Raw genomic sequence first — 13,214 nt, forward strand, 5'->3', positions numbered from 1 at the left:
TCAATGTGCTTTATGCTTGGCTTCCTCCCATATTTTATCCATCTCCTCCAGGTTCATGTCTTTCAGCGATTTGCCTTTTTTCAGTGTCTGATCCTCCAGGTAATTAAAGCGCTGAATGAATTTGATATTGGTTCGTTCAAGTGCTGCTTCAGGATCAATCCCGTATAACCTGGCCGCATTGATCATACTAAAAAACAGGTCTCCGAATTCTTTTTCGGTATCGGCCACATTACCGGCTTTGATCTCAAATTCCAGTTCAGCCAGTTCTTCACGTACCTTATCCCAAACCTGTTCTTTCTGATCCCAGTCAAAACCCACACCGCGTGCCTTATCCTGTATCCGGTGGGCTTTAATCATTGCTGGGAGAGCCGCAGGAACACCTTCCAGTACACGGCGGTTACCATCTTTTTCCTTGAGCTTCAACTTTTCCCAATTCCGCTCTACCTCAGATGCGTCAGCCACCTCCGTATCTGCGAAGATATGCGGATGGCGGTAAATCAGTTTTTCACAGATGCCGTTAAGGACATCGGTGATATCAAAGGCCTGTTTCTCCTCTCCTATTTTTGCATAAAATACAATATGCAGTAAAATATCCCCCAACTCCTTTTTTATCTCTTTAAGGTCGCCTTTCAGAATAGCATCCGAAAGTTCGTATGTCTCTTCAATGGTTAAATGACGGAGGCTTTCCAGGGTCTGCTTACTGTCCCACGGACATTTCTCACGCAATTCGTCCATGATGTCCAGCAATTCACCAAATGCATCCATCCGTTCCTGCTTTGTGCTCATATTATAGTATAAGTTTTAATCCGTCATAAGCCGGCTGAACATTTGCCGGCAGTAGTTTCAATACCTCACTGTGTTTTATCATCCCATGACTGATATGCGTCAGATAGGCTTCTCCGGGTTTTAACTGTTCCACCACCTCCAGGGCCTGTTCAAGGTTGTAATGCGAAATATGCTCTTCATGCCGTAAGGCATCAATCACCAGTACATCCAGATGCTGCAGTTTTGAAATTTCACCTTCAGGGATAGAACTCAGGTCTGTGAGATAGGCAAAATTCCTGATCCGGAACCCCAGAACCGGAAGTTTATAGTGCATACAGCGAACCGGCATAAACGGTTCACCCTGAAGCACCAAAGGAGTTTTATCATCAATCAGATGGATATCGAATTTTGGTATGCCCGGATAGCGAAAGTTTTTAAAGGCATAACTGAACTCTGTCTTTACCACCTCACTCACCCGTTCCTCGCAGTATACCTTTACGGCATCACCTGATATCCGGTTAAAGGCACGCACATCATCCATTCCGGCTATGTGGTCCTTATGCTCATGGGTCAGGATCAAAGCATCCATATGATCTATCCCGCAGGTGAGCATCTGTTGCCGGAAATCCGGTCCTGCGTCAATAACCACATTCGTTTTCCCGTACTGAACCAGAATAGAAGAACGCAGCCGCTTATCTCTTGGATCATCCGAAACGCAGACATCACAGCGGCATCCAATCACCGGTATTCCCTGCGATGTGCCCGTTCCCAGAAATGTTATTTTCAGTTGATTTGACATAAAAAACAAAAGTAATAAAAGTAAATCCGATGTGTTTATTTAACCGGAATTATTCACAAAGAGTTGTAAATTATTCTATTTTTGTTTAAAAAAAATGGATATTCTACTTAGCAGCCTGGGAGTTATCCTTATCCTGGTAGGTCTGGCCGGATGCATTTTACCCGGCATACCGGGTCCTCCGATAAGTTTTGTCGGTCTTCTGATACTCCATTTCACCAAATATGTCCAGATAAATGAAAACACGCTGATCACCTGGGGCATTATAGCCGTTGTGGTTACCGTGCTTGATAATTTTGTTCCTATCTGGGGAACCAAAAAGTTTGGCGGATCCAAATGGGGAGTCTGGGGCAGTATCCTCGGCCTGCTGGCAGGAATGCTCTTTTTTCCACCCTTTGGCATTATTATAGGCCCTTTTGCCGGTGCGGTAATCGGAGAGATGATGTCAGGACAGGAACGTAACAAAGCCTTAAAAGCGGGACTTGGCGCCTTCGTTGGCTTTCTGTTCGGAACCGGAATCAAACTGGTCGCATCAGGCTGGATGACCTGGATCTTTTTCCGTGAGATGATTCGCGGGATGACTTAAGCCAGTAAACCTGCGGTTTGCTGTCAATATTTTCTGTGGTTAATGGATGAAGGATTTAAACCTGTTAATTTCCTTTATTTAATCTTACCGGATTTTGTTTGTAAGACATTTTTATTATTTTGTGAGCGGGCACAAAAAGAGATGATGCGTTTGAAGGGATACATATTGCTCCTGGTTTTACCGTTCTTCAGTTTCAATGCTTTCGGACAAAACAACAATGAACAGCTGATTAAGTACATTGACAGCTGCAACTATGTGCAAAAAATCGACAGTCTTAAAACGGAGTTCCAAGATGTATCGGGTATTCCGGATCGCTATTCCACAGCATTTTACACCGCCCTGTCCTACTATCCCGAATTACGGAATTCACATATCCGGGTCAAAACAGGAAACATCAAAACCACGCTTTCAATGCGTCCCACCATTTGGTCGGTGATATTCAAATCGAAACATAACCGGGATTATATCCTGCGGATCAACAAAGACAATAAATTTGGGAACATCATACTCCGCGATGTAAATTACCAGGCGGCTGTCGGACTGTTTGGTCATGAACTGGCACATATTCTGGATTTCAGAAGCGTTGGTGCCGGCGGCATTTTAAAACGGGCTGTCTGGTACTTAAGCGAAGACAAACGAATTTTTTATGAACACCAGATAGATATGATGACGATTGATCAGGGTCTGGGGTGGCAGTTGTATGAGTGGTCCCGTTTTGTGCAGAATACGCCAAAGGCCACCCCTAAATACAAAAAATTAAAAGCAAGGCGGTATTTGAAACCGCCTCAGATTTTGTCGACTATGAATCAGGATTAAACCACTTTATAGCCCAGATCGCTGATTTTGCTTTTGATAAGATCTGATTCGAGCTTATCCCCTTCCACCACAACATCTCCACTCACATGATCAGCCGAGGCAAAAGAAACGTTTTCAAACGAACGTAAACCGGTCTCAATTTTATCCGAGCACATTTTACATCCCATCCCTTCAACTTTAAACACTTGTTTCTCCATTATTTTTGTATTTAATTTTCGTTTCAGATTCAGATAAACAGGCTTCAGGTATCCGCGCAGAACCGATAAAAGCAGCACAAGGGCAGCAGCTACATGCAGCCATTCAGGTAATATATGATGGTGTCCGTGAAGCATTTCGGCCGGCAATACAAACCATGAAGCCGGAAGAAAGGTATCAATAATAAAACCGGACAAAAGCGCACCCGAGATAATGGTCGCCAGATAGACAATCAGTGTTTTGGTCCCCATGGTCTGTTTAATGACGGTCATGGTAGCTGCATTTGTAGCCGGCCCTGCCATTAATAGCACTAAGGCCGCACCGGGTGACAATCCTTTCAGCATAAGAGCTGCTGCAATAGGGACTGATGCCGTAGCGCAAATATACAGGGGCATCGAAACTGCCAGGATGACCAGCATGCTGATCAGTGAGCTGTTCAGGTAATTCATGAAAAACTCATCCGGGACTACAACGGTAATCAGTGCAGCCAGCATTAAACCTATGATCAGCCATTTGGCAATATCCATCAGAAACTCTTCCAGGGCATAATGAAAGAGCCGGCCCCATTTTCGCCCGGTCTCATAGCTGTGTGCCGCCACTTTTTGCATGGGCTCCACAGCATCCCTGTGTGTTACTGCATCCGTAACCAGTCCGCTGAATATACCTGTAACAAAAGCGATTACCGGCCTCAGCAGGGCAAAAGGCAGTCCGAGCAGGGAGTAGGTTATCATAATGGAATCAAAACCGGTCTGTGGCGTAGAAACCAGAAAACTGACTGAAGCTCCCTTACCTGCCCCGTTTTTGTAAAACGATATACCGGTTGGGATCACACCACAGGAACATAAGGGAAGCGGAACACCAATCAGTGCGGCATTCATTACCGACCACCGGTTACCTTTACCCATATACTTATTCACAAAGTTCTGTGGCAGAAATACTTTCATGGCACCCGCCAGCAAAAAACCAAGCAAAAGGTACGGTGCCATCTCTACGCTGATGTCCAGCAGTGCTTCAAAATATTTTAATATCCAGGCTATCATATCCTACTAAATTCGTTGCAAAGATAATATGAATCGAGATATATAAATATGTCGCGGTACGATAAATTTACTGTATGAATGAATTTGTGTGTAAAGTGGCTTAAGGTTTTGAGCCGTATTTTTGTTTCATTTTTTCAACGCTTTCAGCAATCAGGGTTCTGAGCACATTTTGATCCACATCGCTGAGTCGTTTTACATACAAACAGGCTTTACCGGTTTTATATTTACCCAGCTTTTCAATGCCGGTAAGATGATCCACGCCGTAAATCAGGTAAACAGAGATATTTTGCTTCCGGGGCGAAAAGCCTGTTATCATCCAGTCGCCCTCCCTGCCGGTATCGTATTTATAATGGTATGATCCGAATCCAATGATGCTTTCACCCCACATTACCGCATCCTCGCCGGTTATTTCCTTCATCATATGCAGCAACACCAGTGCATCAGCCTTTTTCTCCTGATCTTCAATGGTATTGATAAAGTCTGCCACATCCCTGTTGTTCCGTTTAGTTTTCACGTCAGCCATGATTGCATTTTTAAGAAAAACAGGAAAAGCAAACCATTTGTTGAATGATGCGGGTAACTAAACCGGATCTGCTGCAATAAAGCGGGTGATATTCCGCGACAGTTCTATACGGTTCAGAAATGACAGCATAATACGATCGTAAAGTTCCTTTTTCAGGACGACATCCTCAATACCTGAATCTATGTTAGGGTTGTCGTTAATCTCTATAAGGAAAACTTCACCATTCACTTCTTTCAGATCCACGCCATATAAGCCATCACCCATAAGGGAAGCCCCTTTTAATGCCACTTTCATCACTTTTTCCGGCACTTCGGAAACAGGCATAGTTGCCGACATCCCTTCCATATCGTCCTTTTTCCCTTTCCAGTTATAAATCTGCCAGTGTCCCTTTGCCATAAAGTATTTACAGGCAAACAGCGGTTGTCCGTCCAGAATACCTATCCGCCAGTCGAATTCTGACGGCAGAAACTGCTGGGCAATAATCAGCTCCGATTTTTTAAACAGTATCTTTAACGATTCCAGAAGCTCCTCCTTGCTGTGAACTTTACTTACTCCTTTTGAAAACGAACCATCGGGCTGTTTTAAGACCAGCGGGTAGATCAGTGCATCGGCATCGGCTGCTTTAAACTGACTCTTGGCAAGAACCCTGGATGCCGGTATAGGAATACGGTTCAGGACCATACGTTCGTACAGATAAATCTTATTTGAACAACGTAAAATAGACCAGGGATCATCAATTACAACCAGTCCTTCAGCGTATGCCGTCCGCGAAAACCGGTAGGTATAATCATTTACATTGGTTGTTTCACGTATAAAAAGTGCATCGAATTCACTCAGACGGTTGATATCGTCTTTTGTAATGTATTCCATATAAAACCCTGCCCTGTCTGCCGCTGCCTTGAATTTTTCCAGCGCCTTTTTATTGGAAGGCGGATTTTTTTCATCCGGGTTGACAAGAATGGCCAGATCGTATTTGTAGTTCTTTAGCCGCGGGATGTGAAACCGTTTTTTTGAAAAAAAGTTCTCCATACACTGTTCCACCAATTCCTTATGCTCTTCGGGAAGCTTATTCACATTTAAAGGCTGAACCCTGTATATCATCCAGTTATCCTCTTTTACAAAATGAACCTGTAAAAGCGGCGTTTCAAACAACATGTAGAGCTTACCGGCCAGTTGCTTCAGCTTTTTGTCCTCTGTTTGCCCGAAATAGATGTTGATGCTGACCTTCTTCTCTGTCACATTGATAAAAGCTTTCTGTATCAGCTCATCCACCTCGGTTGAAATACTTTTGATCACAGACGCATTCTTAAAATCGCCAATGGTCGTCACACTGGGCACTACCCTGTGATCGCGGGCTGAAGCCAGCAGCGATACATAATAACCGGTACTTTGATATTTATATGAACTGCAAAGATTAAAAATACGGGCATTACGCAGTTCCTGGTATTTCTTGGTTGTGATATACTTTTTTGCCGGAACCACCTGGATATTATCCGGTACAAACCTGAACTGCCCCGGATTATCCACAACGATAATGTTTTCCTTCGAACTTTTCTCTGTCTGAACCGGAAGCCGGTAGATCATCTTAACGGCATCATAACCCTCGGCATAATAGTCCGGCAAAATACCGGTAATTTTAAATCCGAACTGCTCATACCATGATATCAGGGATTTATTTGCGGCCATGGCTTCCAGTGATACCTTTTCAAGCTGCAGAATCTCTGCCCGCTCAAAGCAGTAAGCCATTAATTTTTTCCCCAGTTGAAGTGATCTGTACTGCGGTAACACAGCGATTGAATATAAACGCAAGGTACGTTTATGATAATGGATAACCATGGCACCGGCATAGGTTTCCTCTGTACCGTTCTGAACCGAAATCAGAAACACATCCTGGAACGGACTGTTCAGGCTTAAGCGTAACATCCTTCGAGTGCTGCGCTGAATTTCCATAAAACAGGTTTCTTCCAGCGCTTCCAGAAACGACAGATTATTCAGTGATGCACGACTTATTTTAACTTCCATTTTTAGTAATCCCTTAAATTCTTTTCAATATATTCATTTTGCCAGATCCTGAATAAAACCGGATCATCCGGTATCTCCGGCGGTTCTTCCGTTATCAGTTTTACGATTTCAGGCTTTTGATGTTCCATAAATTTCACTGGTTTTACCACGGGAGATTCAGAAACCACATATGTTTTATGCGCCAGAATGAGCTTGTTTTGATCCGCCATTGGAGCATCATTGCCATCACCGAGAAATAAACTGCTGTAATGGACTTCCTCTTCACCCATGCGTCTGATATTACCTTTTTCTGTCAGCATCTCCTTAGTGACACCAAGCGTGGCATTTACACGTGTTCTGAAGCCGGCTTTCTGAAATCTGTTTTTAAAATAGAACGAGCAGTAATTGATCCCTATATTTATTCCGTTGTCGGCAGCATAATCTATAATCTCCAGTGCAGCAAGCTCAGATTCAAGGACAATAGGCTTTTCAGCGGGAATATAGGTGTAATTTCGCTTTAAAAGCCGGGGTGCATTATAATCCGTCAGGCGCAACTGATGCAGATTAAGATGTTTAACACCTGCCCTGACCATTTCGGGCAACAGATCTATGATCAATGCTTTTTCCTCCGGTACTGAAGGAATTTCAATGCTTACAATGGGTATAATTCCGGCAGCTTTTTTCACATTTTCAAGTGAATAGCGGGTCGCACCGATATCAAAGCGTATTTCATTCAATCCAGCATCAGCCAGGATACGGAACTTCTCTTCACTTGCCAGAATGCCGTTCGTATAGAGCCAGATATAAATATCCGGATCACATGATTTTCTTACCGCTTTTAAATATTCCAGTGTGCGTTCAAAATACAACAAGGGTTCCCCGCCACTAAAGCTTACCCCTTTAAATCCAAAATGGCGGACATATTCTGCATAGGCTTCCGGGGTATTAAAGGTCAGGCCCTGCGATGTGGGTGTCTCATCTTTTTGCTGTGAAGCCGGACAATAGAAACACGCTGCATTGCATTTCCCGGTTATAAAAAGGCAACTCCATAAGCCCTTACCACATAGATTACAGCCATTGGAAACTGACCGGTGGTAAACTTTTGTTCCCTTAAATAAGGTGTCCGTATTTTTTAAAAGAAGCTCATCTCGTTTCATTTGAAACACATCGGCTTCATAGGGATTTATCCAGCGGATATCCTGATATTTTGAAAAGGTACTCTTTTGTTCAGATACCAGATCATTCAAATAATGAATGAAAGTTTTCATTCAGCATACAAATAAAATTATACGTTATTGATTAATGCACCCGGAAAGCAATTATACAATCAACAAAACTCAGAAAACACAGAGAGACAAATAAGGCATATATCCCTGTTTATAAAGCCGTTAAAAAAATGATATGTCGTTGTACTTTGATACATTTTATGCGTGTAAAAGTATAAAAAGAATTGAATGATTATCACGGCAGGTTCTTTTTTTGACATTTATTTTCAATTCATATAATCCACTGTATAACAGAAAATTAAATAGTTAATACATGCGGAAAACTGTTTATAGAACCGGTATGGCGTACCAGTTCAGCTTTAATAGCCGAAAACAGGTGTAATTAAAGCCTTCAGGAAAGTCACCGACGATTTTCACCCTTTCATTTCGTCGATGAACGGGCGTGAACGGGTCGGTCAATGGCGACCAGTTGCCCACAAATGTTAAAATCCGCCATACACCGATTTAAACCCCGGATTCACAGATAATCTGTTCTGGATTGTTCAAAACCGCCATACTTTTGAATCAGAAATTAAAACAAAAACATTTAAACAATAAAAAAAAATAGCATCATGAAAACAATCAACAAATTTTTCGGATTAGCAGTGTTAGCAATTTCAATGTTCTCTTTTACAGCAAGTGCATCAGCTCTTGTAGGTGAAACAAACTCAGACCTTGGTAAGTATTGGTTAAAAGAAGCCGTTAATGTAATTGAAGTTTCCGGTGAAACTTTACCAACGTTCGTTATTCATTACGATCACCTGGCCTACCCGGTTTATGTTGGCGTTCTTGAAGGTAAAAAAGGTAATACCTATATTGTAAGAACCGATGGATTTGAAATCGCGTATGTCAACAAAAATGGCAAATTTGGTGTGGAATATATGCCAAAGAAACTGGCCACACTGGATGAAGAAGTAGTAATGTCAAAAATTAACAGGGAACATTTTCTGAATCAGCGGGTCATTACACCTAACAACCCTAATGATGATAAAGCACTCCAACTGATTGCAGCATATCTGCCACAGGTAATGAAATAAGTCTCATAGATTTTGATTAATTATTATTTACGTAGAAGTTGAGGGGCGTCCGGGAAGGACGCCTCTTTTATTTTTATAAGACACAGGTATCAGGTATCAAGACTCAGGAAAAAAGGGGTAAAAGTATTTTTAAATCTGAACTTATCTAATACATATTCTTTTTCAACGGTGTCCGTGTAAATTAGATCTTTTGATAAATGTGATTGATGTTAAAATACAAGGTGTTGATTATTAACAACCTGAACACAAGGACTAAAGTCCTGAAGAATGGACCTGACAAGTAACCCCGGCATTATGCCACCGCTAAAGATAAGGAGACACGTGGTAATGCCGGGGTTACTGAAAACTACGTACAAAAGGGTTTCAATCTTTTATTTAATCTTTTAACCGGACAGTAATGATTCTTTTTAGTATCTCCTGATAATTTCTCCACGGTCTTTACCTTCAACACTCCGCACATATGCCTGAACCACTTCATTCATAGTCACCGGTATATGTCCGGGGAATGCATTTTTAATCCGTTCATAGGCATCCTCAACCATTCCCACAGAAACCGCATTGATTCGGATCTCATTTTCTATTTCCAGATTCACTGCCTTTACAAAACTGTGAATGCCTCCGTTTACCATTGCTGCAGCCGTTGTATTCACCACGGGGTCATCAGCCAGTATACCGGTTGTTAGCGTTATGGATCCCCCCCTGTTAAGATATTCCCTGCCGATACGAACCAGGTTAACCTGTCCCATCAGTTTACTTTTAATGCCCACATAATAATCCTCTTCGGTCAGATCAGCAAAACTGCCCCATTTGGTGGCTCCGGCGATATTCACAATGGCATCAACCTTTCCGGTTTTTTCCAATGCACTTTTTATGGATGCATTGTCAGTGATGTCGATTTGAATATTACCGGCCGATCGTCCGGCTATAATGACATCGTGCCTCTGTTTCAAATATGCAGCGACCTTGTTACCAATTGTTCCGTATCCTCCAATAATAATAATCTTCATGATAAATAATTTATTGTTTTTATATAGAGATAACAAGTATGTATAACGGTTGTTTTGTCATTTTAACTTTGCAATGCAACTTAATAACTCCAGTGAGCCCTAAGCTTTTAAAAAGTTACAAAGTATTGTGAATTTTCGGTAAACGAAGAGGTAAACGTATACTTTTCCGCTTACAATGTGAATTTTCTTAACACACCGACAAGCTGCTTATACTGGCAGATTTTCACTTCATTCCGCGCCAATCCTGCCATACCTTTGAATCAGAAAAATAATTAATCACAATAAAAAATAACATCATGAAAACAACATTTAAACTTTTCGGATTAACTTTATTAGTGTTCACTATGTTTGCATCTGCAATACAGGCTGAAACCATCGTCAAAGAATCCAATTCTGAATTAGGTAAGTATTATTTAAAAAAAGCTGCCAATCCAATGGTGGTCAAAGGTGAGGAAGTTCAAACCTATGTATTGCACTACGACAATCTGTCCAAACCCGTTTATATTGGTGTATATAATGTACCCAACTGCAAAATTTATCTGGTTAGAACCGATGATTTTGAAGTGGCTTACGCCAGGAGAGACGGAATATTTGGAATCAATTATATGCCGGAAAGCCTGGCCACTCTCCCGGAAAAGGAAGTACGTGCAAATGTCAACAGAGTAAATTACTTAAAACAAAGAATCATTACACACAAAAGATGTACTGAAAAAACGCAGTTGAATCTGATTGCACAATACCTTCCGGAGGTGATGAATTAAGGAGAGTTACACTAACAAGCTAAAGACGAAAAAGGGATCAGTTTTGATCCCTTTTTTGTTCCGGTATACCGGCTCTTACTGTCATTTAATAAAGTTACACCACTTTCAGTAATATCGGTGAGAATAAAGTAAACGGAATAAATTTTAACAGAATGCTATAAACTCCTTATACACCGACAATCTTCCGCAGGTTACAGAAAAGAGCTTCTTTCAAACAGATTCCTGCCCTACCTTTGGAACAGAAATAAAACGATAACTCCAAAATAAAACGTCATGAATACAAAAGTCAGATTATTAGTTTTAATGGTGATAAGTGTCACTTTGTTTTCGTTCACTACTAAATTTCCAACCATTGTAAAAGACACCAATTCTGAACTGGGCAGATTCTGGTTGAAAAGAGCAGTAAATCTCATTGAAGTTGAAGGTGAAACCCTTCCAACATATGTGGTTCATTATGACAACCTGAATAAACCTGTATACATCGGGGTTTTAAAAGAGAAAAAATGTAAGACTTATATTGTCAGAACCGATGAGTTTGAGGTTGCGTATACCTGTAAAAAAGGTGTTTTTGGAATCAGCTATGTTCCAAGAAAGATGGCAGCTTTTCCGCAGGATTACAGCAAAGATCACCTGAACAAGTCAAATTATCAGAAACAGCGTATTATAACCACAAAACCGTGCTCTGAGAAAGAACAACTTTGTCTTATCGCAGCATATTTACCGGAAATAATGAGTTAAAATATACATGAAGGTATCCGTAAAAAAGGGGTTCCATGATTTGATCCCCTTTTTTTGCATTTTTATGTATAATATATCCGTACGTTTTCAGAATTCAATCAGCATGGCGCCATAGGAATAACCTCCACCAAATACAGTAATACCCACCAGATCGCCCTTTTGAAACTGTTGCCAGTTTTCAGAGAGACAGATGCCGGTACTCGCACATCCGGTATTCCCCAGCCTGTCAATATTCTTAAAAATCCTGCTGGCATCAAATTTCATGCGTTGTGACAAATTAGCAATTATTCTGTCGTTTGCCTGATGTGGAACAATATAGTCCAGATCTGACTGAACAAGATTTCTGTTATCCAGAACTTTCAGGAGTCCGGTCTCCATATATTCACAGGCATGGATAAAAACATCCCGGCCATTCGGCATTTCAAGCCCTCCACCAGCAGGACGAAGATAAACAGCATCGGGGCCCTGCCCTACATCCCCAAGTCCCTCGGTGAATATATTCAGGACTTCCGGTGAATCCGGTACTTTTTTACTGTTTAAAAGAATGGCAGCTGCACCGTCCCCCCAGAGATGGCCACTTTTCTCATCCGTTTCATTGCTGTACAACCAATTGTGTTCCGATGCAATCACCAAAGCTTTTGTTGCTTTTCCCATGGCAAAATAGCCTTCAACTATCTCAATGGCATTAATCAGCGATGAGCATGCTGAAGAAATATAAACGGCTTTAGCACCGTTCAATTTAAACTCTTTCTGTACCACATGAGCAATTGTGGCAACTGTATCGTATGGACTGTATGATGCCCCAACGATCAGATCAACGCCATCAATGGAAGGCCCAAGCCCTCTGACAGCATCAACAGCCATGGTATTTGAATTCTCATTATCTGCGGCCCTTGAACGGGTTCTTATACCAGTCCTTTGAAAAATCCATTCATCATCAAGACCATTCACATTTTTAAAATAAGCATTAGGAACCCTTTCTTCCGGTATATAATGTGAAATCTTTTCAATAAACATAATCAATCCTACTTGTGAATACCTCTTAAAATTGTTTTATAATAAATATGTAAAGTCTCCCAACTCCAATCACCAAAAGCATCCTTTATAAATGACACCTCCAGCGCCTTAAGCGAACGCTGAATAACAAAGGCCAGTCTTTCGGGGGCCTCAATCACAAACATACCGGTTTCAATCCCCTCAGTCAGTATTAAGGCAAGCAGTTCAGATTCCTTTATATCGAGATTCTTTCTCAAATTCTCTATCCGGTCAATATTATTGAGAAAATCCTTCCGCAACGATTCATTTTTCATCGAAAGATGTTCTACCGCTTTCATGCGCGTAGAGAAAATCGCCTGCAATTTTTTATCCGGTGTTTCCTTTGTTCTGGTTACCGCCTTAAGTTTTACCAGAATGGAATTGATTTCAACATTTACGACCTCAGAGTATAATTCTTCTTTTGATCCGAAGTAACTGTAAATGGTCCGTCTCCCTATCTTAGAAGCTTTGGCAATATCTTCCATGGTTGTTTTGTAGACGCTCAGATTTGCAAATACAATACGGGCTACCGATACAATTTTATCGCGTGTGGTTTTTAATGACTTCATTACACAATTGCACAAAAAGTGTGTCAATGTGCAAATATAAACCTAAGAAAAAATATAGCAAAACAAAACGGTGTTTTTAG

The 13,214-nt window shown here is 41.3% G+C and carries 14 protein-coding genes; 5 read left to right on the forward strand and 9 right to left on the reverse strand.

Annotated elements, in window-relative coordinates; genetic code table 11:
• Together mazG and ACE1EF_RS04275 are read right to left on the reverse strand one after the other, a co-directional pair.
• Window positions 1–786, reverse strand: a complete 786-nt coding sequence (gene mazG / locus ACE1EF_RS04270) for a nucleoside triphosphate pyrophosphohydrolase (protein ID WP_375719380.1) — start codon at window positions 784–786, stop codon at window positions 1–3.
• Window position 787: 1 nt separating this feature from the next.
• Window positions 788–1,564, reverse strand: a complete 777-nt coding sequence (locus tag ACE1EF_RS04275; protein ID WP_375719381.1) for an MBL fold metallo-hydrolase — start codon at window positions 1,562–1,564, stop codon at window positions 788–790.
• A 94-nt stretch (window positions 1,565–1,658) separates the two neighbouring features.
• Here ACE1EF_RS04275 and ACE1EF_RS04280 point away from each other — a divergent pair, with 94 nt between their 5' ends.
• Together ACE1EF_RS04280 and ACE1EF_RS04285 are read left to right on the forward strand one after the other, a co-directional pair.
• Entirely contained in the window at window positions 1,659–2,147 is a 489-nt protein-coding gene (locus ACE1EF_RS04280) for a DUF456 domain-containing protein (RefSeq protein ID WP_375719382.1), read from the forward strand.
• A 141-nt stretch (window positions 2,148–2,288) separates the two neighbouring features.
• Window positions 2,289–2,963: a hypothetical protein gene (locus tag ACE1EF_RS04285; RefSeq protein WP_375719383.1), complete on the forward strand. Its 675-nt coding sequence runs from the start codon at window positions 2,289–2,291 to the stop codon at window positions 2,961–2,963.
• On the opposite strand, the gene ACE1EF_RS04290 is transcribed toward ACE1EF_RS04285, so the two are convergent.
• From ACE1EF_RS04290 to ACE1EF_RS04305, 4 genes are all read right to left on the reverse strand, one after another.
• Window positions 2,960–4,198: a permease gene (locus ACE1EF_RS04290; protein WP_375719384.1), complete on the reverse strand. Its 1,239-nt coding sequence runs from the start codon at window positions 4,196–4,198 to the stop codon at window positions 2,960–2,962. The genes ACE1EF_RS04285 and ACE1EF_RS04290 overlap by 4 nt on opposite strands.
• A gap of 100 nt (window positions 4,199–4,298) precedes the next feature.
• Window positions 4,299–4,721, reverse strand: a complete 423-nt coding sequence (locus ACE1EF_RS04295) for a DUF1801 domain-containing protein (RefSeq protein ID WP_375719385.1) — start codon at window positions 4,719–4,721, stop codon at window positions 4,299–4,301.
• Window positions 4,722–4,778: 57 nt separating this feature from the next.
• Window positions 4,779–6,743, reverse strand: coding sequence for a GNAT family N-acetyltransferase (locus ACE1EF_RS04300; protein ID WP_375719386.1), 1,965 nt, complete (start codon window positions 6,741–6,743; stop codon window positions 4,779–4,781).
• A gap of 2 nt (window positions 6,744–6,745) precedes the next feature.
• Window positions 6,746–7,990 (reverse strand): radical SAM protein, encoded by a 1,245-nt coding sequence (locus ACE1EF_RS04305; RefSeq protein WP_375719387.1) that lies wholly within the window; start codon window positions 7,988–7,990, stop codon window positions 6,746–6,748.
• Between the two features lie 569 nt (window positions 7,991–8,559).
• Between ACE1EF_RS04305 and ACE1EF_RS04310 the strand changes: the two genes are divergently transcribed.
• Window positions 8,560–9,024 carry a hypothetical protein gene (locus ACE1EF_RS04310; protein WP_375719388.1) on the forward strand — a complete coding sequence of 155 codons (465 nt, stop codon included), beginning with the start codon at window positions 8,560–8,562 and terminating at the stop codon, window positions 9,022–9,024.
• Window positions 9,025–9,431: 407 nt separating this feature from the next.
• Here the strand turns inward: ACE1EF_RS04310 and ACE1EF_RS04315 are convergent, their stop codons facing one another.
• Window positions 9,432–10,031: a short chain dehydrogenase gene (locus ACE1EF_RS04315; RefSeq protein WP_375719389.1), complete on the reverse strand. Its 600-nt coding sequence runs from the start codon at window positions 10,029–10,031 to the stop codon at window positions 9,432–9,434.
• 296 nt (window positions 10,032–10,327) lie between these two features.
• Between ACE1EF_RS04315 and ACE1EF_RS04320 the strand changes: the two genes are divergently transcribed.
• Both ACE1EF_RS04320 and ACE1EF_RS04325 read left to right on the forward strand, forming a co-directional pair.
• Window positions 10,328–10,792 (forward strand): hypothetical protein, encoded by a 465-nt coding sequence (locus ACE1EF_RS04320; protein WP_375719390.1) that lies wholly within the window; start codon window positions 10,328–10,330, stop codon window positions 10,790–10,792.
• A gap of 273 nt (window positions 10,793–11,065) precedes the next feature.
• Entirely contained in the window at window positions 11,066–11,530 is a 465-nt protein-coding gene (locus ACE1EF_RS04325) for a hypothetical protein (RefSeq protein WP_375719391.1), read from the forward strand.
• A gap of 87 nt (window positions 11,531–11,617) precedes the next feature.
• On the opposite strand, the gene ACE1EF_RS04330 is transcribed toward ACE1EF_RS04325, so the two are convergent.
• On the reverse strand, window positions 11,618–12,547 hold the full coding sequence (locus tag ACE1EF_RS04330) for a 3-oxoacyl-ACP synthase III family protein (protein WP_375719392.1): 930 nt from the start codon (window positions 12,545–12,547) through the stop codon (window positions 11,618–11,620).
• An 8-nt stretch (window positions 12,548–12,555) separates the two neighbouring features.
• A complete protein-coding gene (locus ACE1EF_RS04335) occupies window positions 12,556–13,134 on the reverse strand; it encodes a TetR/AcrR family transcriptional regulator (protein ID WP_375719393.1) in 579 nt (192 codons plus the stop codon).
• Window positions 13,135–13,214: the final 80 nt, after the last annotated feature.

It is taken from the genome of Quyinboa sediminis, from assembly GCF_042219855.1.
Taxonomy (GTDB): Bacteria; Bacteroidota; Bacteroidia; order Bacteroidales; family UBA5342; genus JBHJHP01.

Bases quoted from the DNA above. Each gene is read 5' to 3' on its own strand.
- mazG (WP_375719380.1), bottom strand. From the start codon at position 786: ATGAGCACAAAGCAGGAACGGATGGATGCATTTGGTGAATTGCTGGAC.
- ACE1EF_RS04275 (WP_375719381.1), bottom strand. From the start codon at position 1,564: ATGTCAAATCAACTGAAAATAACATTTCTGGGAACGGGCACATCGCAG.
- ACE1EF_RS04280 (WP_375719382.1), top strand. From the start codon at position 1,659: ATGGATATTCTACTTAGCAGCCTGGGAGTTATCCTTATCCTGGTAGGT.
- ACE1EF_RS04285 (WP_375719383.1), top strand. From the start codon at position 2,289: ATGATGCGTTTGAAGGGATACATATTGCTCCTGGTTTTACCGTTCTTC.
- ACE1EF_RS04290 (WP_375719384.1), bottom strand. From the start codon at position 4,198: ATGATAGCCTGGATATTAAAATATTTTGAAGCACTGCTGGACATCAGC.
- ACE1EF_RS04295 (WP_375719385.1), bottom strand. From the start codon at position 4,721: ATGGCTGACGTGAAAACTAAACGGAACAACAGGGATGTGGCAGACTTT.
- ACE1EF_RS04300 (WP_375719386.1), bottom strand. From the start codon at position 6,743: ATGGAAGTTAAAATAAGTCGTGCATCACTGAATAATCTGTCGTTTCTG.
- ACE1EF_RS04305 (WP_375719387.1), bottom strand. From the start codon at position 7,990: ATGAAAACTTTCATTCATTATTTGAATGATCTGGTATCTGAACAAAAG.
- ACE1EF_RS04310 (WP_375719388.1), top strand. From the start codon at position 8,560: ATGAAAACAATCAACAAATTTTTCGGATTAGCAGTGTTAGCAATTTCA.
- ACE1EF_RS04315 (WP_375719389.1), bottom strand. From the start codon at position 10,031: ATGAAGATTATTATTATTGGAGGATACGGAACAATTGGTAACAAGGTC.
- ACE1EF_RS04320 (WP_375719390.1), top strand. From the start codon at position 10,328: ATGAAAACAACATTTAAACTTTTCGGATTAACTTTATTAGTGTTCACT.
- ACE1EF_RS04325 (WP_375719391.1), top strand. From the start codon at position 11,066: ATGAATACAAAAGTCAGATTATTAGTTTTAATGGTGATAAGTGTCACT.
- ACE1EF_RS04330 (WP_375719392.1), bottom strand. From the start codon at position 12,547: ATGTTTATTGAAAAGATTTCACATTATATACCGGAAGAAAGGGTTCCT.
- ACE1EF_RS04335 (WP_375719393.1), bottom strand. From the start codon at position 13,134: ATGAAGTCATTAAAAACCACACGCGATAAAATTGTATCGGTAGCCCGT.